Raw genomic sequence first — 21,353 nt, forward strand, 5'->3', positions numbered from 1 at the left:
ATGGGACGCGCGCTGAACTCCCGCAAACGGCAGGGCGCTTTTCGCCAGCTTCTGGATTTACCGCTTTTCCTGCTGATTTTCGGTGTGGCCTCCGTGGCGATGCTGGTCCCTGCGATCCATGGCGGCGCCTCCCGTAATCTTGAAACCGCCCGCATGTTTTTCTATTGCGGATTACTTGGGATCACGTTTTTCGTCTTTGTGGCCATTGCCCAGGCGGGGCGCAGATCACGGTATGGCGTGCTGGGATCACTGTTGTCGCTTTTTGCGACATTTGTTTTTCTCCCGGCGTTTCTGGCAATTCCCTTTTTTGAAAGCCTGAAGACCACGACTTTTCTGAATGCCTATGTGGAGATGGTCAGCGCGTTGACAACCACGGGCGCCACCATGTTCGACGACCCTGAACGGCTCGATAGCACGCTGCATTTGTGGCGGGCACAGGTTGGCTGGATGGGTGGCGCGATCATGTGGATCGCAGCCTCCGCCATTCTGGCACCGCTCAATCTGGGTGGGTTCGAAGTGACGGCTCAGGCGGAGCCCGGGCAACGCGAAGCGCTGTCCAGCCTGATCGACCGTGCGGACCCGCGCGAACGGCTTCTGCGTGTCGCATCCGCGCTGATGCCGATCTACGTTGGCCTCACACTGCTTTTGTGGATCTTGCTGATGATCAGTGGCGATACATCGCTGGTGGGCCTGAGCCACGCCATGTCGATCATGGCCACGTCGGGCATTTCACCTGTGGGCGGCGTGGAATTCAGCACATCTGGCATCACCGGCGAGGCCCTGATGCTGCTCTTCATGTTTTTCGCGCTTTCGCGGCTGACGTTTTCATCTGACACGGTGACCGCAACGCAAGGTGGCTTGCGTACGGACCCGGAGTTTCGGCTTGGCATCGTGCTCGTTCTTGGCGTGCCCCTGATCCTCTTTATACGCCATTGGCTGGGGGCACTTGATGTTTCAGCCGAGAGCCAGGTGGGGCAGGCAGCCAATGCGCTCTGGGGTTCGGTGTTTACGGTGATGTCATTTCTGACCACAACCGGCTTTGTGAGTTCTGACTGGGCGCAAACCCAGGCATGGTCCGGCCTTGAGACGCCAGGCCTTATCCTGATGGGGTTGGCCTTGATCGGCGGCGGCGTGGCAACAACCGCCGGAGGGGTCAAGCTTTTGCGTGTTTTTGCGCTTTACCTCAACGGGTTGCGCGAAATGGAGCGGCTGGTGCATCCCTCATCCGTCAGCAGCGCCGGCGGACAAAGCCGCAGGTTGCAGAAAAACGGCGCTTTCATTGCGTGGATTTTCTTCATGCTCTTTGCCCTCACTCTGGCTGTCATCACCGTCACACTGGCCTTGCAAGGGGTCTCATTTGAGGACGCTTTGGTTCTGAGTATCGCCGGATTATCCACCACCGGACCTTTGATCACCTTTGCGGCCGATACGCCGATACAGCTGGTTCAACTGGATCCCTTTGCCAAGGCGGTTTTCTGCGCTGCGATGGTTTTAGGGCGTTTGGAAACGCTTGCGATAATCGCCCTGTTGACGCCGGATTTGTGGCGCGCATAATCATCTGAGATTTTTAGGTCCGTAACGGACTGTTTTTTGGGGTGGAATCTCTCGTGCGCGCGCTTCATAATCGGTGCGAGGGGTGGGCTCGGTCCGCGGGCTCCAGCAAGAAAAAAGGCGAGTGCTAGAATGGCGTCGGACAGACAGAACCTTCAGGATGCGTTCCTGAATCATGTGCGCAAGACAAAAGTTCCTGTGACAATTTTCCTGATCAATGGGGTGAAACTGCAAGGGGTCATCACGTGGTTCGACAATTTCTGTGTGCTGTTGCGTCGCGACGGGCAGTCCCAGCTTGTCTATAAACACGCCATTTCGACCATCATGCCCAGCCAGCCGATCAGCCTTTATGAGGGCGAAGACGCTTCTTGAGCAAAGCGCCATTTCAAATCGAGAATGACGACGCCTCGCGGGTGACCCGCGCGTGGGTCCTGCATCCCGACATCAAATCCGACCCCGAACGTCGCCTCGCTGATCACGCCCTGGCCGAGGCGATGGCGCTTGCGCGCGCCTTGTCCGAGCTGGAGGTTGTCGGTGGTGAGATTGTTCCGCTCAAGACGGTCCGGGCGGGCATGCTCTTTGGGTCTGGCAAGATTGCTCAGATCAAACAGGCGCTCGAAGACCGCGAGATCGAACTGGTTCTGGTTGATGGTCCGGTCAGCCCGGTACAACAGCGCAACCTTGAAAAGGCCTGGGGCGTCAAATTGCTCGACCGCACGGGGCTCATTCTGGAGATTTTCAGTGACCGGGCTGCTACCCGTGAGGGTGTGTTGCAGGTGGAAATGGCCGCGCTCAGCTATCAGCGCACACGTCTGGTGCGCGCCTGGACCCACCTGGAACGGCAACGGGGTGGCTTGGGATTTGTTGGCGGTCCCGGCGAGACACAGATCGAGGCGGACCGGCGCGCCATTGACGATCAGCTGACCCGGTTGCGTCGGCAGCTCGAAAAGGTTGTGAAAACGCGCGCGTTGCACCGGGCGGCCCGCGCCAAGGTACCTTACCCGATCGTGGCGCTCGTGGGCTATACCAACGCGGGGAAATCGACCCTGTTCAATCGGCTCACTGGGGCGGAAGTGATGGCCAAGGATATGCTTTTTGCCACGCTCGATCCGACCATGCGCCGGGTGCAATTGCCCGACGGGCCGGAAGTGATCCTGTCCGATACGGTTGGTTTCATTTCCGATCTGCCCACCGAACTGGTCGCGGCTTTCCGGGCCACGCTGGAAGAGGTGCTGGCGGCTGATGTGATCTGCCACGTGCGAGATATCTCGCACCCCGAAACCGAAGAACAGGCGCAGGACGTTGAGCACATCATGACCTCTCTTGGGGTCGAAGAAGATCGCCCGAGTTTCGAGGTCTGGAACAAGCTGGACCTGATGCCCGCCGACGCCGCCGATGCGATGCGGGCACGGGCTGACCGCGATGAGCGGGTGTTTGCCATCTCGGCTTTGACGGGCGAGGGCATTGATGCGCTGCTGGCGGCGGTGACCGATCAGGTGCAGGGGGCAAAACGTGCGGTCGATCTGTCGTTGAGCTTTGCGGAAGGCAAAAAACGGGCATGGCTGTTCGCGCAGGAACTTGTCGAGAATGAGCGGCAGACCGACGAAGGGTTTGAAATTTCCGTGCGCTGGACGGCTCAGCAGGAAGCGCAATACCAGCGGCTTTGAGGGTCACAGGCCGTCCGAACGGGCGTAGCGCCAGGTCCCGGGTGCCAGGTCGTTCAATCGCCATTGGCCGATCTGCACCCTGATCAGGCGCAGGCAGGGCAGGCCCACATGGGCCGTCATGCGTCGTACCTGACGGTTGCGACCTTCCCGTATGGTGATCCTTAACCAGGCATCGGGCACTGTCTTGCGAAACCGCACCGGCGGGACGCGCGGCCACAGCGGATCGGGGATGTCGATCTGCGCGATCTCAGCTGGTTTCGTTGGCCCGTCCTTCAAGATCACCCCGCGCTGCAATTGTTTCAGCGCAGAGGCGTCCGGGGTCCCTTCGACCTGAACCAGATAGGTCTTGGGCATCTTGTGTATGGGGTCCGTAATACGCGCCTGCAACCAGCCATCATCCGTCAGCAGCATCAGCCCCTCGCTGTCTTTGTCCAGCCGCCCGGCGGGGTAGAAGCCCGGCGCATCAATGAAACCAGACAGCGTCGGGCGCGGTGAGCCTTCTGTCCCTTTGTCGGTGAATTGCGACAGCACGCCGAAAGGTTTGTGAAAGAGAATGACCCGCGTCATGGGGTGGCTACTGCACCGGTTTCAGAACGGTCACCCCAACGGCGGCGGCGCGCGCGAGGTCTTCATCCAGCGACATCGGAATATATTCCCCACGCCGCCACAGTTGCGCCATGTCATCATAATGGCGCGACAGGAAATGCCCCGATTGCCCGGTTGAGGTGATAAAGACCGAACTGTCGGGGTCGGCAAAATCATAGACGCCGCGATAGGCCGCACCGTGCACATTATGGAAAGGATGCGGACCTGTGCCCGTTGTCAGACCCCGTTGCAAGGTATTGTCCCCCCCGTTGGTGGATTGCCGGATATTCACGAAATACCGCAACAGCGGAACCTCCCCCAGAACCGGGTGATCATGTGTGGCCTGATGCGCGTCCCCCCATCGCAGGGATTCCAGTGCCGGTCCCCATGTTTCCTCCACCCAGATCAGCGCGTCGTCCAGCGCCAGTCGCGCCATGTCGGAACAGGTCTCTACCGGGGCGGATTGGATGACATCGCACCAGATCGACGCGCCATCCACGTCCCGAAACGCGCGTTCAATGAAAAGCGGCTCGACATGGGTCAATTCGCTCGCCAGCGGGCCAAGCTCATCCTGGATCATCCGGGCCTGAAGGCTGCGCAGCCAGGCCGCGTAGATCAGCGGTTCGGGCATGTGTTCGTTCATCTCGCCGGACCAGCCGGCCAGAAGCGTCAGAGCGCGCTGTCTTTGACGCAGCGGTGTGCCCTCGGGTGCCGCCTCGCCGGTGAACCAGAGCTCAGCGCCTATCAACGGCAGCAGGGACCGGGCGGTAAAGCTGACGGTATCGAGTTGTGCTTCGATGAAACTGTCCCGGGTATGAACCTCACGGGCCTGCATCAGGCGCTGCCAGCGTTGAATGCGCTGCGTATCGCTCCAGTCGAAAGACACATGGTTCGGAAACGGGCGATCAACGGTCTTGTTGTTGGTGTTGCCGAGGATACCGCCGTTCGGCGCGATGAACTCCGGATTTGAGGCGTAGGGCAGGCGCCCCTGCCAGCGGTTGGCCTCGATCCATCCGGGGCTGGGCAAGCGTCCCTGACTTTGATGGCGCGCGTCCCGGCGGGGCATCGCGCCAATCATCTTCATCGCAATTTCGTCATTGTCCACAAGCATCAGGTTCTGTGCAGGGGCTACAAAGCCTTCGATCGCCTGCAAGCCGTCCCGGACCGACTTTGATTTCATCAGCCTGAGGGCCGCCATCATCGTGGTGTCTTTCGGGCTCAGAACCGTCCAGGCCAGAGACGCCACATGACCCTTGGGTGTGATGCTGGCGAGGTTGTAATGGGTGCCCGGCAGAACCGGCCCGTTGTCCGTCCAGCGCAGGGTGATGGTGATGGGCGTGGCATCCTTGATGTTGATGATCGAGCCGCGTGTCTCAAAGCGTTTGAACCCATCCGGTGTGCGGTATTCTTCCGGATTGTCGGGGTTGACCTCTTCGATATAGACATCCTGATCGTCCATACCTGCCGAGGTCAGCCCCCAGCCGAGATCGGCGCTGCGCCCGCTCAGAACCAGGGGCATGCCGGGAATGGTGGCACCGATGATGCCGCCTGACTGCAGTTCAAGTCGCGCCAGATACCAGATGGCCGGGGCTGTGAACCCAAGATGCGGATCATTGGCGAGCAAAGTGCCCCCGGAGGCGGAGCGTGACGGGGCCGCAGCCCAGACGTTTGATGCGCCCGCAAAAGGCTTGCGCTTGAAAGGAGAGAGCGGGTGTGTCTCCTGCGGCCGGGTTGCGGCAAATCGGGGCACACCGGGCACCAGTTGCGCATATTCGGGCAGGGCCGCCACACCGCTTCCCGGCGTATCAGGCAGAATGTCCTTGAGACGGTTGGCATTTGGCAGGGCCAGCGAAATACGCGCGCGCAACACCTCGGCGTCCAGATGGCTGGAGAGTTGCAACCCCATCAGCTTGATGATGGCCAGTGAATCGGCGGGCCGCCACGCCGATACCGGCGCGTTGAAAACGAACATCTCCGGCGCACCGCGCCCCAGCGCGGAAGTATTGATCTCATCCAGCCGCGCGTTCACACCGGTGGCATAGGCGCGCAGGATTTGCAGGGTTTCTTCGTCCTGCACCTCAACCGAGGCGACGGCGCGCGCATAGATATCCAGCCTGCGCAGCAGTTTATCAATGTTGACGGTCGCCGCCCCGAAGACTTCCGACAGCCGACCCTGGGCTGTGCGCCGCAGCATGGTCATCTGCCACAGCCGGTCCTGTGCGTGCGCGTACCCCAGCGCATAGAAGACATCCAGATCCGCCTCGCCGAAGATGTGCGGCACATTGGCATTGTCGCGCACGATCTCGACGGGGGCCGTCAGATAGGGCAGTTCCAGCACCTTGTCATAGTCAGGCAGGGACCGCGACGCGAGGTAGTAAACCATCCCGACACCCAGCACGACCAGGGTCACCAGTGCCCCGGCAATTCGCATCAGCCATATGAAGACCCGACCCATCTGCGCCTCGTGATTGTTTCGGGTCGTTTGGTTGACCCTTGGGATTTGACTGTTAGGTAGGACAGAAGCGTAAATCAACACGTAATAGGGAAGGTTAATTTTATGGCCAAGCTGGCATTTTTAGGACTCGGCGTCATGGGAGGCCCGATGGCCGGGCATTTGCAAAAGGCAGGCCACGACGTGACGGTTTACAATCGCACCCAGAGGAAATCCGAAGATTGGGTTGCAGCACACGGCGGGGCCATGGCCAAAACGCCCCGGGACGCGGCGGAGGGTGCCGAATTCGTCATGGCCTGTGTGGGCAATGACGATGATCTGAGGTCGGTTTGCCTGGGTGAGGACGGTGCCTTTGCCGGGATGGCGTCAGGCGCGGTTTTTGTGGATCACACCACGGTTTCGGCAGCGGTGACGCGGGAGCTTTACGCCGCGGCCAATGAAAAACAGGTGAGTTTTGTCGATGCGCCGATCTCGGGCGGGCAGGCCGGTGCCGAGAACGCAGCACTGTCGATCATGTGCGGCGGTGATGAGGGCGCGTACGACCGCGCATTGCCGGTCATGGAAATCTACTCAAAGATCTGCCGTCGTATCGGCGAGAGCGGCGCAGGCCAGATGACCAAGATGTGCAACCAGATCGCGATTGCGGGCCTGGTTCAGGGGCTCAGCGAAGCGTTGCATTTCGCCGAAAAAGCCGGTCTCGATGGGCGCGCGGTGGTTGAGGTGATCAGTCAGGGGGCGGCGGGCAGCTGGCAGATGTCCAACCGCTATGAAACCATGCTGGATGACCATTTCGACCACGGGTTTGCCACCGACTGGATGCGCAAGGATTTGGGGATTTGCCTGTCTACGGCTAATGAAACAGGTGCCAGCCTGCCGGTGACCGCCCTTGTGGATCAGTTCTACAAGGACGTGCAAAAAATGGGCGGCGGGCGCTGGGACACGTCCAGCCTGTTCAAAAGGCTGCAGGCGCTGGGTTAAGCGCCACCTCGAAGAACCTGACGCCCCGACCGCAATCGGGGCGTTTTCCGTTCAGGGAATGATACGCGAATACTTCGTTCCCTGAAGCGTGGCACCAACCAGCAGGCCCGCGCGGCCAAAAACGGCGGCCAGTACCGGTGAGAGGGTTGTGGTCGAATCCGCTTTCAAACCATCCCCCTGATCGGAAATGACATATTCGACGTCCCCTCCCACGGCCCAGCCGGGAGAGCGGCGGAAATTTGTCAGCGCCTCTTCGGTCATGAAGAACAGAACGTGGGAATACTGCTGCCCGCCAATCTGAAACCCACCCGAAAGCTGCGTGGTCGAGTAGTAATCCACCGTCACGTCATTGACCCGCAACGCGCCGCGCCCGTAAGCGCCGCCAAAGCCGAAACCGGCTTCGGTGACAAGCGGCATGACCAGCATGCCATTGGCCTTGTCAGCGAGGTTCCGTGTGTTAGGGAAACTGCGATACATTTCCTGGAGTGTGGAGTCGACGCGCGCGTCAATGGTTGCGGCCCCCTGGGACCCGATACCGTTGCCGCAGGCTGCTGTAACAGACACGCCTGCCAACGCGCCAAAAGTGAACACTCTGCGTGAGAGTCCTGAAGTTTTCATGCTATCCGCCTGTAATTTGTTGCTCGAATGCCGGTTGATCCGACTTATGCGCGAACATACGCCGATTGCGGGGCGGTGTCACTCAAAAGGTGGCGATTGCGCGGCTTATTGCTGGGCATTCAGCAGGCGCGCGGCGGCGGGGGCGAAGTATGTCAGAATGCCGTCACAGCCTGCGCGCTTGAAGGCCACCAGGCTTTCCATCATCACTTTTTCGCCATCGACCCAACCATGTTCTGCTGCGGCCTGGATCATGCTGAACTCGCCGGAGACCTGATAGGCATAGGTCGGCGCGCCAAAGGTGTCTTTCACCCGGCGACAGATATCCAGATAGGGCATCCCGGGTTTGACCATCACCATATCGGCCCCTTCGCGCAGATCCCGCTCGATCAGGCGCAGCGCTTCATCTGAATTGCCCGGATCCATCTGGTAGGTCTTCTTGTCACCGGTCAGTGCGCCCGAGGCGCCCACCGCATCGCGGAACGGACCATAGAAAGCCGAGGCATATTTGGCCGCATAACTCAGGATCATCACGTTTTGATGGCCAGCAGTTTCAAGAGCGGCGCGCATCGCGCCGATGCGTCCATCCATCATGTCTGAGGGGCCAATGATGTCCGCACCTGCCTCCGCCTGCGACAAGGTCATCTTGACCAAGGCCTCAATCGTGCGATCGTTGACGATTTCACCATCTTCGACAAAGCCGTCGTGACCGTTGATGTTATAGGTATCGAGCGCCACATCCGTCATCACCGCGATCTGGGGCACGGCCGCCTTGATGGCACGGATGGCGCGGTTGGCGTGGTTCTCCGGGTCCCAGGCACCGGCGCAATCCTCGGTACGTTCCTCGATGCTGGTGTAGGGAAAGATGCAGATGGCCGGAATACCCAGGTCCGCCGCCTCTCTGGCGGCCTCGACGATCTTGTCGACCGACCGGCGGAATACCCCGGGCATCGACGGGATCGGTTCTTCGATGCCGTCACCGGCACGCACAAACACCGGCCAGATAAAATCGCTGACACTCAGGCTGTTTTCGCGGGTCAGGGCACGAATTGCGGGGCTTTGACGGGCACGGCGGAAACGGGTGGCAGGAAAGGGGGCTTGGGTCGGGCGCATGGGCGAATTGTCCAGTTTGAGAGACAGATCATGCTTGGCACGGATTTTTCTGCAAGCCAAGGGTAGGAATTGCCGCAAAGCAAGGCTAAGAGGATCAAAACACGTAGCAAAAGCCCTTACCCCTTGAGTTTCTATCAAAGCGTCTTCGAACTGATCGACATGCGATCCTTCTCGAACCTGTGGTTCTGGATCGCACTGGCGGTGCTGTGGTCCACGGCCAGTCACTGGGTGCTCGGCGTGCCCTATGACATGGTGCTGCGCGCGCGGAGGAATGGGGGTCAGGCAGAACAGGATCTCGAAGATCTGGTGCGGATCAACTCCAACCGGTTACTCTATATCGCCAATGTCTCCGGCCTTTGGTTGCTGGGGCTTGGCTGTTTTTTGCTGACGGGTCTGTGTGTTCTGGGGTTTTTCTATCGTGTCGAAATTGCGCAGGCGCTCTTTCTGCTGGGCTTCCCGATGTCCATCGTCGGCCTTTTGTCTTTGTCCACGGCCCGCCTGATCTATCAGGAAGAGGCGCGCGGGGAGCTTTTGCGCCAACGTCTTACGCGTCACCGCCTTTACGTGCAGATGACTGGCATGGTTTCGATTTTCGTCACAGCGCTCTGGGGGATGTATCAAAATATGAACATCGGACCTCTGGGTGGTTGACACTCGGGCAATCTCCCCCAATTGACAAAAGCCCATGACTGACGTGTCTCATATTACCGTTTCAGGCGTCCCCGAAGGCTTTGATGCACGCTTCCTGTTGTCCGAGCTGCAACGGCAGGATGGCCCGATCTTGCACGTCGCCCGGGATGACAAACGCCTTGCAGCACTACGGGCCGCCTTGCGGTTCTTCGCGCCCGATATGCCGGTTGTGGTGTTTCCGGGCTGGGATTGCCTGCCCTATGACCGCGTTTCCCCCAATGCCGATATTTCTGCGCGCCGCATGGCCACACTGGCAGCGCTCGCGCACGGGATGCCGGCACAGTTTATCCTTCTGACAACGCTCAATGCCGCAACCCAGCGGGTCCCGGCGCGCGAGACCCTGAAAGGGGCCGCCTTTGCTGCGCGCGTCGGCGATCGCATTGATGAAGCCGCTCTGCGCAATTTTCTTGTGCGCATGGGGTTTGTGCAAAGCCCCACTGTGACGGAGCCCGGAGATTACGCCATTCGCGGTGGCATCATCGACATCTTCCCCCCCGGTGATCTGGGGCCCGTGCGGCTCGATCTCTTTGGTGATGTGCTGGACGGTGCGCGCCGCTTTGACGCGGCAACCCAACGCACCACCGAAAAGCTCGACGTCGTGGAACTGGCACCGGTGTCAGAAGTGATCCTGGACGAGGCGGCCATCACCCGGTTTCGCCAGAACTATCGCATCGAATTTGGCGCGGCGGGCACGGATGATCCGCTCTACGAGGCGATCAGTGCCGGGCGCAAACATCAGGGCGCGGAACATTGGCTGCCGTTCTTTCACGCGGAACTGGAAACTCTTTTTGATTACGTGCCAGCGGCGACCATCAGTCTGGATGACCAGGTGACGCCGACCCGTCTGGCCCGTTGGGACAGCATCGCCGATCAATATGAAACCCGCCGGTTGGCGATGACCAACCGCTCAAAGATGGACAGCGTCTATAAACCGTGCCCACCGGGTGTGCTTTATCTGGACGATGCCACGTGGGAAGCGACCATCAAGGATCGACGCGTCCTGCAACTGGCAGCCTTGCCGCAACCCACCGGTTTGGGTGTGATTGATGCAGGCGCGCGCATCGGGCGCAATTTCGCCCCGGAACGCCAGCAGGAATCTTTGAGCCTTTTCGGAGCTTTGGCGGCACACGTTAAAGCAAAGATGGAAAGCGGCCCGGTCTTGATCGCCAGCTATTCCGAAGGCGCGCGCGAACGCCTGACTGGGTTGATCGAAGACGAAGGGCTGGCCGAGGCGATCCCGGTGCCAAACGCCACGCGCATTGGCAAACGCGGGTTGCATCTGGCCGTCTGGGCGCTTGAACATGGGTTCGAAGCTCCCGGTCTGACGGTGATTTCCGAACAGGACGTGTTGGGGGATCGTTTGATCCGGCGGCCCGCGAAAAAGCGCCGCGCAGAGAATTTCCTGACCGAAACTCAATCACTGAGCCCCGGTGATCTGATTGTTCATGTGGATCACGGGATTGGCCGCTACAAGGGGCTGGAAGTGATCACCGCTGCCGGGGCAGCGCACGAGTGCATCCTTTTGGAATATGCAGAAGGGTCAAAGCTCTATCTGCCGGTTGAGAACATCGAGCTGCTGTCAAAATATGGTCATGAAGAAGGGCTGCTCGACCGTCTTGGCGGCGGCGCCTGGCAGGCCAAGAAGGCCCGCCTGAAAGAGCGTATCCGAGAGATTGCTGACAAACTCATTCGTGTGGCCGCAGAACGCGCGTTGCGCAAAGCGCCGGTGCTGGAGCCACCGCCGGGCATGTGGGATGCGTTTTCAGCGCGTTTTCCCTATCAGGAAACCGACGATCAGCTCCGCGCCATTGGCGATGTCATAGACGATCTGACTTCCGGCAATCCCATGGACCGTCTGGTCTGCGGCGACGTGGGCTTCGGCAAAACCGAAGTGGCCATGCGCGCGGCCTTTGTGGCGGCCATGTCCGGGGTTCAGGTCGCGGTGATCGCGCCCACGACACTGTTGGCCCGCCAGCATTACAAGAGCTTTGCAGAACGCTTCCGGGGCTTTCCGATCAATGTGCGCCAACTCAGCCGGTTTGTCTCGACCAAGGAGGCCAATGCGACCCGCGACGGCATGGCACGCGGCACCGTCGATATTGTGATCGGCACCCATGCGCTGCTGGCCAAGGGCATCCGGTTTCAGAACCTCGGCCTGCTGGTCATCGACGAAGAACAGCATTTCGGCGTGACCCATAAGGAGCGGCTCAAGCAGCTGCGCACCGATATCCATGTGCTGACCCTGACCGCCACGCCGATCCCGCGGACCCTGCAACTCAGCCTGACCGGTGTGCGGGACCTGTCGATCATCGGCACGCCACCGGTGGACCGGCTGGCCATCCGCACCTATGTCAGCGAGTTCGATACTGTGACGCTGCGCGAGGCGTTGTTGCGCGAACACTATCGCGGCGGCCAGTCGTTTTACGTGGTCCCGCGCATCTCCGACCTGCCGGAGATCGAGGAATTCCTCAAGGCGCAGCTTCCCGAACTGACCTATGTGGTGGCCCATGGCCAGATGGCGGCAGGTGAGCTTGATGACCGCATGAACGCATTTTACGATGGCAAGTTCGACGTTCTGCTGGCCACCACGATTGTGGAATCCGGGCTCGACATTCCCACCGCCAACACCATGGTGGTGCACCGGGCGGATATGTTCGGTCTGGCGCAGCTTTACCAGATCCGGGGCCGCGTCGGACGGTCCAAAACCCGTGCCTACGCCTATCTGACCACAAAACCCCGCGCGCGGCTGACAACCACGGCGGAAAAACGTCTGCGGGTGTTGTCCAGCCTTGATACGCTGGGGGCAGGCTTCACGCTGGCCAGCCAGGATCTGGATATTCGCGGCGCGGGTAATCTGCTGGGCGAAGAGCAATCCGGCCAGATGCGCGATGTGGGTTTTGAGCTCTATCAATCCATGCTGGAAGAGGCGATCGCCAAGATCCGCGCAGGCGAGATGGAAGGTCTGAGCGAGGCGGACGACCAGTGGGCACCGCAGATCAATCTCGGTGTGCCGGTGCTGATCCCGGAAGCCTACGTGCCTGATCTCGACGTGCGTCTGGGGCTTTATCGCCGTCTCAGCAGCCTGACCACCAAGGTAGAGCTTGAAGGTTTCGCCGCAGAACTGATTGACCGCTTTGGCAAATTGCCACGCGAGGTCAACACGCTGATGCTGGTGGTGCGCATCAAGGCCATGTGCAAACGCGCAGGGATCGCCAAGCTGGACGGGGGGCCAAAAGGCGCGACCATACAGTTTTACAACGACAAGTTCGCATCGCCAAAGGGGCTGGTGGAGTTCATTCAGGACCAGCGCGGCATGGCCAAGGTCAAAGACAACAAGATCGTTGTGCGTCGCGACTGGAAGGCGGATGCCGATAAGATCAAGGGAGCCTTTGCCATCGCGCGCGATCTGGCGGAAAAGGTCGTGGCCGAGAAGAAAGCCAAGAAGGCCAAGGCCAGCTGACTATTCTGCGGGCAAACGCGCCTCGACCCGCCCCATGTAGCGCATCAGCGCAAATGCCAGCAGGGCAAGGGCAAAAATTGCACCGATAAGCGGGCGGACTGTGCCGTCAAAGAGCAAACCTATGGGCGAGGCGATGGCCGCTGCCAGAACCGTCGAGACCGAGCCGATCACACTGGCCGCCATGCCTGCGATATGTCCCATGGGTTCCAGCGCGATCGCATTGAGATTGCCGATGGTCAAACCGGCCTGAAAGAACACATAGGCCTGCCAGATGGCAAATATGGCGAAAGTACTGGTGCCATAGGTTTCATTGTGGATCAGCACGGTCGCCGACAGCACGATCTGAACTGCAAGCGCCATGGTGATCAAGCGCCGCATCCCCAGACGCCCGACCAGCATCGCATTGAGAAAACTCGCTATAGCCGACACCAGTGCGATGCCGCCAAACCAGAAATGGAAAGTGTCCTGTTTGTCATAGACATGTTCATAGATGGGCTGGATCAGCATCAGGACGGTGAACAGCATGGCCATGCAAAGGGTTTGAACAAAGATCGACAGGCGGACCACGGGATGGGCAAACATCTCGCGCACCGCCGCCATCAGCAGCCGCGGTTTCAGCGGGCGACGGTTTTCGCGGGCCAGGGTTTCAGGCAGGCGCAATCCCAGCCATAGCACCGACAGAACCGAGAAAACGATGAAGGCCAGAAAGATGCCGCGCCAACCGTTTGTCATGATGATCACATAGCCGAGCGTTGGGGCAAACCCGGGGACCAGCGTGAAGATCATCATCACGATGGAGACGATCTTGGCCATTTCCCGGCCCGAGAAAAGATCGCGGATCACCGCAATGGAGACGACGCGCGGACCCGCGGCGCCGAGGCCCTGAAGGATGCGGGCGGCAAGCACGATTTCAAATGTAGAACTGGCCCAGGCGATGGCAGAAGCGGTGATGTAAAGCGCCGCCCCGCAGACCATCACACGCTTGCGTCCGAAGGCATCCGACAGCGGACCGGTGAAAAATGTGCCAATTCCCATGCCCAGCACAAAAGCCGTCATGATCAGAGGGGCGCGTGTCGGATCTTGCGGTGTGAGTTCATCGGCAATTTCGGGAAGGGCGGGTAGCATCGCATCAATTGAAAACGCAATGGTGGCAAACATCATCGCCATCAGGGCAATAAATTCAACCCGCCCCATGGCGGGCTGTGAAACTGGTTGCGACACAAAAATACTCCCGAGCGAGCATCGCGTAATAATCGACGTTCGGCCTATCCGGTGTAACCCAGAGTTGTAGAGGGGGCAACGTCACATTTTCACACATCCGTGCGTGCGATGCCGCAGAGGTCACGCGGTGGCGGTAAGCTCCGCGATGACTTTATCCCAAAGCTCGGGCGGCTGTGCGCCCGGCACCGCGTGCTTGCCGGCAACGATGAAGGTTGGCACGGAATTCACGCCCATGGACCGGCTGTGCGCGTCGCGCTTGGAGATGTCTTTTTCGTCCGAATCCGATTGCAACAGCTTGCGCACAACGGCGGCATCCATTTCGATGCCATCGGCAATATCGGCCAGAACGTCGTGATCCCCAATATCGCGGGCCTGGACGAAATAGGCCTCAAAGAGGGCTGCAACCGCTGCGGTCTGGCGTCCCTCAATCCCCGCCCAATGGATCAATCGGTGGGCGTCGAGTGTGTTGGGCGTGCGCTTCATACCTTCGAAATCTATCTTGAGACCGGCGGCCTCGGCATGTTCGACCACGGGCGCATAGGCGCGCACGGCCCCCTCCTTGCCGCCGAATTTGCCTTCGAGATAGGCCCGCCGGTCCATGCCAGCGCGGGGCATGTCGGGATTGAGCTGAAACGGATGCCATTCGATCTGGAACGGATGGCCGGGATGAGCGGCCAGCGCCTTGTCCAGATGGGTCTTGCCGATGTAGCACCAGGGGCAGATCGGGTCTGACATAATGTCGAGCTTGATAGGGTCAGTCATTTTGGGCCTCAAAACCGGCCCGCAATGCACGCCGCAGTATTTTGCCGTTTGGCCCCATGGGCAACTCGGGCAGGTGGATATAGAGACGCGGCTGTTTGTACCGCGCCAGCTTGTCAGACACATAGGTGTGCAAGCGCCGATCGTCCAGTGCATGCGGCGCGGTATAAAACGCGGCGATCACGCGGGTGTCTTGTTTGATCTGCACATCGGTCACCGCAACCGCCCGAATGCCGGGGCAGGTTCCAAGGATTGTTTCCACTTCGATGGGGGAGACCCGGTAGCCGCCCGCATTCATCATGTCGTCATTACGCCCCAGGTAGGTGATCTGCCCCTCCGGTGACATGACACCTTGATCGCCGGTCAGAAACCACTCTCCCTGCATCCTGGCCGCTGTTTCCTCGGGTGCATTGAGGTAGCCCAGCATCAATCCGGGATCCGAACGGTGAATGGCAATGGTGCCTTCCCGACCAACCGCGACTGGTCCCTCGCTGCCCATCAGGGCGACCCGGCGACCCGGTTGCGGGCGTCCCAGTGCGCCGGGGGTTGCGGAACGCCCCGGCGCGCTGGAAATGAAAGTCGAGCATTCGGACATGCCGTAGGCTTCAAAGAGCGGCGCTCCCGAAAGGGCTGTCCAGCGCGCCGCCAGATGGGAGGAGAGTTTCTCACCGGCGCTCAGCCCGTGTCGAAGATCGGGGGATTGGATTGGCGTGTCGTCCTTGAGCATCTGACGGTAGACACCCGGAGCCGCAGCAAAGATCGTGGCGGCATGACGGCGCATCAGGTCCGGCAGCTCCGTGACCGCTGTGTCCGCGGCGGGGATCAGGGCGGTGGCCCCAACCGTCCAGGGATCCATCAAGCCGGTGCCCAATGTATAGGTCCAGTTGAAGGCCCCCGCATGCATCACCCGGTCCTGCGTGGTCAGACCGTACCAGCCGTCAAACATCATGCGTCTTGCCCAGATCGCCCGATGCGCGTGCGCCACAGCACGGGGCTGCCCGGAAGTGCCCGATGTATAGATGATATACCCCAGCCTGTCCGGATCGCCCATGTCCCAGGGCGCGGGCGGCAGGGTGCGGAAGGATCGCAACCGGTCGAGGTCAATCAGCTTTGGATGCTCCGGGCAAGCAATGGCGTCCTCCCGAAGAATTGCGGCGGGGCGCATCTGCGCAATGATGCCAACCACTTCGCTTTCAGTCAGGGCCGCAGAGGTCGGGATCGGCACCAAGCCGACGGCCAGAGCCGCCAGATAGGCGATGGGAAAATCAACCGAGTTTCCGAGCCGCATCAGCAGCCTGTCGCCGGGGGTCAGCCCCTGATCCAGCAAACCTGTGGCCGTTCCCAGAACCGCCGCCAGCAATTGCGCATAGCGCCACCTCTGCGTGCTGTCCTTGCCGACCAGAAGCAGCGCGTCTTTATCAGGGAGGTGCTCGGCGCGCGCCAATACATAGGCTGCCATATTGAAAGGCGCAGGGCAGGGCGACGCCGTCCCTTCTTCAAAGAGTGATAACATATCAGGGTGCTAGCTTGGCCTCCGCCGCGTTGCAAGCGCTGTCGCGAGGCCTTATAGCTGCGCCATGAGTGCTGACCCCAAAACCCTGATCCAGATCGCCCGCCAGGGCGGAAATGACGAAAACGGCGCGCCGGTGGACCTTGGCCAACGCGTGCGCGAATTGCGAAAGGCTCGGGACTGGACGCTTGAGCAGGCCGCCGGTCAGGCCGGCCTTGCGCGCTCCACCTTGAGCAAGATCGAAAACGGACAGATGTCGCCCACCTATGACGCGCTGAAAAAGCTGGCCGTGGGTCTTGAGATTTCCATTCCACAGCTTTTCACGCCGCCTCGGGCCGGGCAGGTCAACGGCCGCCTTGCTGTCACCAAATCCGGGCAGGGGACGGCCCAGGCAACGGTGACATATGAACACGAGCTTCTGGCTGAAACCCTGACCAAGAAACAAATGCTGCCGTACCGCGCCCGTGTGCGCGCCCGTCGCATGGAAGAATTCGACGGCTGGGTGCGTCACGACGGCGAAGAATTTCTCTATGTACTGACCGGTGTCATTCGCCTTTTTACGGAATTCTACGAACCCATTGAAATGCGTCGTGGCGATAGTGCCTATTACGACGGGACGATGGGCCACAATATCGTGTCTGTCAGCGAAGAGGATGCCAATATTCTCTGGGTGACCTCCCTGACCTGACATGCCGCGTTGTTAGGACGGATCATACCACCAGACCTGAGGCATGTAGTTTGGCCCGTCTCCGTAAATGGGCAGGGTGTCGGAGAATTTCATTTCCTTGATGTGGGCAATCCGGCCTTCGGTGAATTGCCAGAAAGGAATGACATAGCGCCCGGCGGTCAGCAGCCGGTCAAGAGCGCGCACGGCTGCCACGAATTCATCCTGACCGCGGGCAGAGAGCATCCGGTCGATCATCGCATCAACTGCTGGTGAAGCGACCCCCATCCAGTTGCGCGACCCGGGCTGGTCTGCCGCTTCCGAACCCCAGTAAAACCGTTGCTCATTGCCCGGTGACAGCGACAGCGCGCGCCGATAGGTGGTCATGTCAAAATCGAACTCATTGGTGCGGGCGGTATATTGGGCACTGTCGGTCGTTTCGATTGCGACGTTCATTCCCAACCTTTTCAGGGCAGAGACATAAAGATCAGCAATGGCGATGTTCTCGCTGCTGGTCTGTGCCAGCAGGATGGAGAAGGACAATATCTCGCCGGAGTCGTTGCGCATCTGACCGTCCTGTGCCGTCCATCCGGCCTCTTCCAGCAGGGACATCGCGCGCCGGATGCCCTTGCGGTTACGGGCGGAGCCGTCGGAGACCGGCAATGCATATCCCTCAAGGGTGCCGGGCGGGATCGTGCCCGCAAAATCCGCCAGCAGATCGGCCACCTGACCCTGTGCTGCACCGGGCATCATCGCGAGGCTGGAATTGGAGAAATATGAGGTGATGCGCGGTTGCGCCCCGCCGGTCAGCGTATCGTTGATGAATTCGAAATTGAACGCCTGAATCATGGCCTCGCGCACGCGCCAGTCATCGAATGGCGGTTTGCGGGTATTCATGACAAAGCCGGTCATACCAGAGGGTTTTTGATGCGGGATTTCCGATTTCACGATCTCACCACGCGAAATTGCCGGAAAATCATACTGGGTGGCCCATTTTTCCGCATTGAACTCGCGCAGCGCTGAAATATCCCCGCCCTTGAAAGCTTCGAAGAGCACGGAAGCATCGCCATAAAAATCCAGCTTGATGCTGTCAAAATTGTGGGTGCCTTTGCGAAACGGCACATCCATCCCCCAGTAGTCCGGGTTGCGCGTCAATTCTACGAAGCGACCGGCTTCATAGTCGGAGATCACGTAAGGCCCGGTGCCCATCGGAAAATCTGCCAGGGGGGCATTGGCGAAATCTCTACCTTCCCATTGCGCGCGACTGAGAATGGGGCGCATGCCCGCCAGCAGGGCCAATTCCCGATTGTCGGTGTTGAAGGTGATGCGCAGGGATCTTGGGCCGGTTTGCTGGATGGCGTCGATCTGGGCCGCGAGGCTGTGGTAGCGTGGGTGGCCCTCGGTGCCAAGAAGTTCATAAGAGAACAGAACATCCTCCACGGTGACCGGCGAGCCGTCCGAGAACATGGCGTTTTCACGCAGGGTGAATCCCACCCAGGACCGATCATCGGGGACCTCGACCGATTCGGCCAAAAGACCATAAAGCGTGAAGGGTTCGTCCCAGGACCTGCCCATCAGACTTTCGTGGGTGAAGAAGCGCAATTGCCATGGAACTGTACCTTTGCGCACAAACGGATTGAGGCTGTCGAACCCACCTGTGTTCCCCAGGGTAATGCGACCGCCCTTGGGTGCATCGGCGCGCGCATATGGCAGAGACACAAAATCGGGTGGCAAGGCTGGCGTGCCATACATAGATATCCCGTGCGCTGGCTCGGCACTGGCCTCCGACAGCCAGAGAATCGCTGCGCACACGGCGAAAATCCGCTTGGTGGCGCGGAAATAAACAGTGTTCATTTTGGAGACAATCTCCTGCTGCCCTTGTTTTCTTGGACCTCAGCCTACCGAGGTATTTCCGTCTTATCAAACTTTTAGCTTGGCCTGTGGCGCTAGATTGCTTATAACAAGATCACTGCTCGATAGGTTTCTTGCCTGTATGAAACCTGCCTCAATAACTTAACGCCTGCCTTGTGCAGGCGTTTTTTTTGTGCCCGTGGAATCTGGTGAATTGATCTGTGTGAGGTGGAGTACCCCCGCTTTGTGATCAACCATGGGTTAATTGGGCGTTTTCTTTGCAGTCGCAGCACGTCATTATGCATGCAACGCAGCATGGCTGGCACCGGGAAAAGGAAACACAGATGGCATTTGAAATTTCACTGGCGGGCAAAACCGCCGTCATTACCGGGTCGAACTCGGGTATTGGTCTCGGCATTGCCTGGGAACTCGCACGTGCTGGTGCCGATATCGTCCTGAACTCTTTTACCGATAACACAGAAGATCACGCGCTGGCGTCAGACATGGCCAAATCCGCCGGGGTCAAGGTCCAGTACATTCAGGCCGATATGTCCAAAGGCGATCAGTGTCGGCATCTGATCGCGCAGGCGGGGCGTTGCGATATTCTGATCAATAACGCGGGCATTCAGCATGTGGCCCCGATCCCCGATTTTCCGGTCGAAAAATGGGATGCCATCATTGCGATCAATATGTCTTCGGCCTTTCACACGACCGCTGCCGCCCTGCCCATGATGCGCGCCGCAGGCTGGGGACGAGTGATCAACATCGCCTCGGCCCATGGGCTGACGGCCTCGCCCTTCAAATCCGCCTATATTGCCGCCAAACACGGGGTGGTCGGGTTGACCAAGACAACGGCGCTGGAAACCGCGCAAGAACCCATTACCGCCAATGCCATCTGTCCGGGCTATGTGCTGACGCCCATCGTGGAAAAGCAAATCCCCGACACGATGAAGGAATATAACATGTCGCGCGAAGAGGTGATCGAGAAGGTCATGCTCACCCGGCAGCCGTCCAAGGAGTTTGCAACCGTCGAGCAGATGGGCGGCACGGCAACCTTCCTGTGCTCGGATGCGGCGGCCCAGATCACCGGCACCACGATCAGCGTCGATGGCGGCTGGACGGCGCTTTAAGCGCGCTTTGATCTTTCGGGAACAGGCAACGACATACATAATCCGGTAACGGGGAAGGCTGCTATCATGGCGCGCAAAAAGCGGATCAATCTGGCCCTGCAGGGTGGCGGCGCGCATGGGGCCTTCACCTGGGGGGTGCTCGACCGGCTGCTGCAGGAGGAAGACATCGAGATTGCCGCGATCTCGGGCACCTCGGCGGGTGCGCTGAACGGGGCGGCCCTCAAGGCGGGGATGATCGAAGGCGGGCGCGACGGCGCGCGGGCGCGGCTCGACTGGCTCTGGCAGGAAGTGGGCGCGCGCCCTGATCTGAATATCCCCGCCTGGATGGTGCCGTTTTCGCTATCGGATTTCAGTCAGGCGCTGGAATATTCCTGGCCGGTGATGACCGCCGATGCGGTCTCGCGGCTGGTTTCTCCTTACGCATACGGCCCGTTTTACAGCAATCCGCTGCGCGCTATCGTCAAACAGTTCAATTTTGATGCTGTCTGTGAAGAAAGCGGCGAGGGGCCTTGCCTTTTCATCTGCGCCACGCGCGTGCGCAACGGCAAGGTGCGCGTCTTCAAGGATAGCGAGATCAGCACCGACGCCATTCTCGCCTCTGCCTGTCTGCCCACAGTATTTCAGGCGGTCGAGGTCGAAGACGCTGAAACCGGTATGAAGGAAGCCTTCTGGGATGGCGGTTACACCGGCAACCCCGCGCTTTTCCCGCTGTTTCACCCGAATTTGCCTGACGACATCCTGATCATCAACATCAACCCGCTCGAACGCACCGAACTGCCACGCTCGGCGCAGGCCATTCAGAACCGGATCAACGAGATCAGTTTTAATTCCTCATTGCTGCGTGAATTGCGCGCCATTGAATTCGTGCAGCGGCTGCTGGATCGCGGGACGCTGTCCACGGATCAGAAAAGCCGGGTGCTGGTGCATATGATTGCCGATGACGCGCTGATGAACGAACTATCCGTCGCCACCAAACTGGTGCCCACACCCTTCACCCTGTCGCGTCTGAAAGAGGCGGGTCAGAAGGCCGCCGATGACTTCATTGCGCAGCACAAGAAGGATCTTAACAAGCGCAGTTCGGTCGATCTGGTGGAAATGTTCCAGTAA

The 21,353-nt window shown here is 59.7% G+C and carries 17 protein-coding genes; 9 read left to right on the forward strand and 8 right to left on the reverse strand.

The window, feature by feature from the left end; all coding sequences use genetic code 11:
• From ACOTTU_RS05085 to hflX, 3 genes are all read left to right on the forward strand, one after another.
• Nucleotides 1-1,554 (forward strand): TrkH family potassium uptake protein, encoded by a 1,554-nt coding sequence (locus ACOTTU_RS05085; protein WP_425656303.1) that lies wholly within the window; start codon nucleotides 1-3, stop codon nucleotides 1,552-1,554.
• 129 nt (nucleotides 1,555-1,683) lie between these two features.
• On the forward strand, nucleotides 1,684-1,923 hold the full coding sequence (hfq, locus tag ACOTTU_RS05090; protein ID WP_007119530.1) for an RNA chaperone Hfq: 240 nt from the start codon (nucleotides 1,684-1,686) through the stop codon (nucleotides 1,921-1,923).
• The gene (hflX, locus tag ACOTTU_RS05095) at nucleotides 1,920-3,218 is read left to right on the forward strand and encodes a GTPase HflX (protein WP_425656304.1); all 1,299 of its coding nucleotides are present in this window, start codon (nucleotides 1,920-1,922) and stop codon (nucleotides 3,216-3,218) included. The genes hfq and hflX overlap by 4 nt, the downstream gene beginning before the upstream one ends.
• A gap of 3 nt (nucleotides 3,219-3,221) precedes the next feature.
• On the opposite strand, the gene ACOTTU_RS05100 is transcribed toward hflX, so the two are convergent.
• Together ACOTTU_RS05100 and ACOTTU_RS05105 are read right to left on the reverse strand one after the other, a co-directional pair.
• A complete protein-coding gene (locus ACOTTU_RS05100) occupies nucleotides 3,222-3,785 on the reverse strand; it encodes a pseudouridine synthase (RefSeq protein WP_425656305.1) in 564 nt (187 codons plus the stop codon).
• A 7-nt stretch (nucleotides 3,786-3,792) separates the two neighbouring features.
• Nucleotides 3,793-6,258, reverse strand: a complete 2,466-nt coding sequence (locus ACOTTU_RS05105) for a penicillin acylase family protein (protein ID WP_425656306.1) — start codon at nucleotides 6,256-6,258, stop codon at nucleotides 3,793-3,795.
• Between the two features lie 102 nt (nucleotides 6,259-6,360).
• Here ACOTTU_RS05105 and ACOTTU_RS05110 point away from each other — a divergent pair, with 102 nt between their 5' ends.
• Nucleotides 6,361-7,233, forward strand: a complete 873-nt coding sequence (locus ACOTTU_RS05110) for an NAD(P)-dependent oxidoreductase (protein ID WP_425656307.1) — start codon at nucleotides 6,361-6,363, stop codon at nucleotides 7,231-7,233.
• 51 nt (nucleotides 7,234-7,284) lie between these two features.
• Here ACOTTU_RS05110 and ACOTTU_RS05115 read toward each other — a convergent pair whose 3' ends face one another.
• Both ACOTTU_RS05115 and hemB read right to left on the reverse strand, forming a co-directional pair.
• Entirely contained in the window at nucleotides 7,285-7,851 is a 567-nt protein-coding gene (locus ACOTTU_RS05115; protein WP_298918222.1) for a YSC84-related protein, read from the reverse strand.
• Nucleotides 7,852-7,956: 105 nt separating this feature from the next.
• The gene (gene hemB / locus ACOTTU_RS05120; protein WP_425656308.1) at nucleotides 7,957-8,961 is read right to left on the reverse strand and encodes a porphobilinogen synthase; all 1,005 of its coding nucleotides are present in this window, start codon (nucleotides 8,959-8,961) and stop codon (nucleotides 7,957-7,959) included.
• A 159-nt stretch (nucleotides 8,962-9,120) separates the two neighbouring features.
• On the opposite strand from hemB, the gene ACOTTU_RS05125 reads away from it, so the two are divergent.
• Together ACOTTU_RS05125 and mfd are read left to right on the forward strand one after the other, a co-directional pair.
• Nucleotides 9,121-9,612: a component of SufBCD complex gene (locus tag ACOTTU_RS05125; protein WP_425656480.1), complete on the forward strand. Its 492-nt coding sequence runs from the start codon at nucleotides 9,121-9,123 to the stop codon at nucleotides 9,610-9,612.
• A gap of 34 nt (nucleotides 9,613-9,646) precedes the next feature.
• On the forward strand, nucleotides 9,647-13,111 hold the full coding sequence (gene mfd, locus ACOTTU_RS05130) for a transcription-repair coupling factor (RefSeq protein ID WP_425656309.1): 3,465 nt from the start codon (nucleotides 9,647-9,649) through the stop codon (nucleotides 13,109-13,111).
• Here mfd and ACOTTU_RS05135 read toward each other — a convergent pair whose 3' ends face one another.
• The 3 genes from ACOTTU_RS05135 to ACOTTU_RS05145 form a co-directional block, all read right to left on the reverse strand.
• On the reverse strand, nucleotides 13,112-14,305 hold the full coding sequence (locus tag ACOTTU_RS05135; RefSeq protein WP_425656482.1) for a multidrug effflux MFS transporter: 1,194 nt from the start codon (nucleotides 14,303-14,305) through the stop codon (nucleotides 13,112-13,114).
• Between the two features lie 147 nt (nucleotides 14,306-14,452).
• Nucleotides 14,453-15,094, reverse strand: a complete 642-nt coding sequence (locus ACOTTU_RS05140; RefSeq protein ID WP_425656310.1) for a DsbA family oxidoreductase — start codon at nucleotides 15,092-15,094, stop codon at nucleotides 14,453-14,455.
• Nucleotides 15,087-16,604 carry a class I adenylate-forming enzyme family protein gene (locus tag ACOTTU_RS05145; RefSeq protein WP_425656311.1) on the reverse strand — a complete coding sequence of 506 codons (1,518 nt, stop codon included), beginning with the start codon at nucleotides 16,602-16,604 and terminating at the stop codon, nucleotides 15,087-15,089. Before ACOTTU_RS05145 ends, ACOTTU_RS05140 begins: the two co-directional genes overlap by 8 nt.
• Before the next feature lie 64 nt (nucleotides 16,605-16,668).
• Between ACOTTU_RS05145 and ACOTTU_RS05150 the strand changes: the two genes are divergently transcribed.
• A complete protein-coding gene (locus ACOTTU_RS05150) occupies nucleotides 16,669-17,289 on the forward strand; it encodes a helix-turn-helix domain-containing protein (protein WP_298918237.1) in 621 nt (206 codons plus the stop codon).
• 12 nt (nucleotides 17,290-17,301) lie between these two features.
• Here the strand turns inward: ACOTTU_RS05150 and ACOTTU_RS05155 are convergent, their stop codons facing one another.
• Nucleotides 17,302-19,119: an extracellular solute-binding protein gene (locus tag ACOTTU_RS05155; RefSeq protein WP_425656312.1), complete on the reverse strand. Its 1,818-nt coding sequence runs from the start codon at nucleotides 19,117-19,119 to the stop codon at nucleotides 17,302-17,304.
• 341 nt (nucleotides 19,120-19,460) lie between these two features.
• Here ACOTTU_RS05155 and ACOTTU_RS05160 point away from each other — a divergent pair, with 341 nt between their 5' ends.
• Nucleotides 19,461-20,246 (forward strand): 3-hydroxybutyrate dehydrogenase, encoded by a 786-nt coding sequence (locus ACOTTU_RS05160; protein WP_425656313.1) that lies wholly within the window; start codon nucleotides 19,461-19,463, stop codon nucleotides 20,244-20,246.
• A gap of 66 nt (nucleotides 20,247-20,312) precedes the next feature.
• Entirely contained in the window at nucleotides 20,313-21,353 is a 1,041-nt protein-coding gene (locus ACOTTU_RS05165) for a patatin-like phospholipase family protein (protein WP_425656314.1), read from the forward strand.

The sequence above is a fragment of the Roseobacter sp. EG26 genome, from assembly GCF_049830555.1.
In the GTDB taxonomy this organism is placed as follows: Bacteria; Pseudomonadota; Alphaproteobacteria; order Rhodobacterales; family Rhodobacteraceae; genus Roseobacter.

Excerpts from the sequence above, each read along its gene's own strand:
- ACOTTU_RS05085 (WP_425656303.1), top strand. The coding sequence starts at position 1 with ATGGGACGCGCGCTGAACTCCCGCAAACGGCAGGGCGCTTTTCGCCAG.
- hfq (WP_007119530.1), top strand. The coding sequence starts at position 1,684 with ATGGCGTCGGACAGACAGAACCTTCAGGATGCGTTCCTGAATCATGTG.
- ACOTTU_RS05100 (WP_425656305.1), bottom strand. The coding sequence starts at position 3,785 with ATGACGCGGGTCATTCTCTTTCACAAACCTTTCGGCGTGCTGTCGCAA.
- ACOTTU_RS05105 (WP_425656306.1), bottom strand. The coding sequence starts at position 6,258 with ATGGGTCGGGTCTTCATATGGCTGATGCGAATTGCCGGGGCACTGGTG.
- ACOTTU_RS05110 (WP_425656307.1), top strand. The coding sequence starts at position 6,361 with ATGGCCAAGCTGGCATTTTTAGGACTCGGCGTCATGGGAGGCCCGATG.
- ACOTTU_RS05115 (WP_298918222.1), bottom strand. The coding sequence starts at position 7,851 with ATGAAAACTTCAGGACTCTCACGCAGAGTGTTCACTTTTGGCGCGTTG.
- hemB (WP_425656308.1), bottom strand. The coding sequence starts at position 8,961 with ATGCGCCCGACCCAAGCCCCCTTTCCTGCCACCCGTTTCCGCCGTGCC.
- ACOTTU_RS05125 (WP_425656480.1), top strand. The coding sequence starts at position 9,121 with ATGCGATCCTTCTCGAACCTGTGGTTCTGGATCGCACTGGCGGTGCTG.
- mfd (WP_425656309.1), top strand. The coding sequence starts at position 9,647 with ATGACTGACGTGTCTCATATTACCGTTTCAGGCGTCCCCGAAGGCTTT.
- ACOTTU_RS05135 (WP_425656482.1), bottom strand. The coding sequence starts at position 14,305 with ATGGGGCGGGTTGAATTTATTGCCCTGATGGCGATGATGTTTGCCACC.
- ACOTTU_RS05140 (WP_425656310.1), bottom strand. The coding sequence starts at position 15,094 with ATGACTGACCCTATCAAGCTCGACATTATGTCAGACCCGATCTGCCCC.
- ACOTTU_RS05145 (WP_425656311.1), bottom strand. The coding sequence starts at position 16,604 with ATGTTATCACTCTTTGAAGAAGGGACGGCGTCGCCCTGCCCTGCGCCT.
- ACOTTU_RS05150 (WP_298918237.1), top strand. The coding sequence starts at position 16,669 with ATGAGTGCTGACCCCAAAACCCTGATCCAGATCGCCCGCCAGGGCGGA.
- ACOTTU_RS05155 (WP_425656312.1), bottom strand. The coding sequence starts at position 19,119 with ATGAACACTGTTTATTTCCGCGCCACCAAGCGGATTTTCGCCGTGTGC.
- ACOTTU_RS05160 (WP_425656313.1), top strand. The coding sequence starts at position 19,461 with ATGGCATTTGAAATTTCACTGGCGGGCAAAACCGCCGTCATTACCGGG.
- ACOTTU_RS05165 (WP_425656314.1), top strand. The coding sequence starts at position 20,313 with ATGGCGCGCAAAAAGCGGATCAATCTGGCCCTGCAGGGTGGCGGCGCG.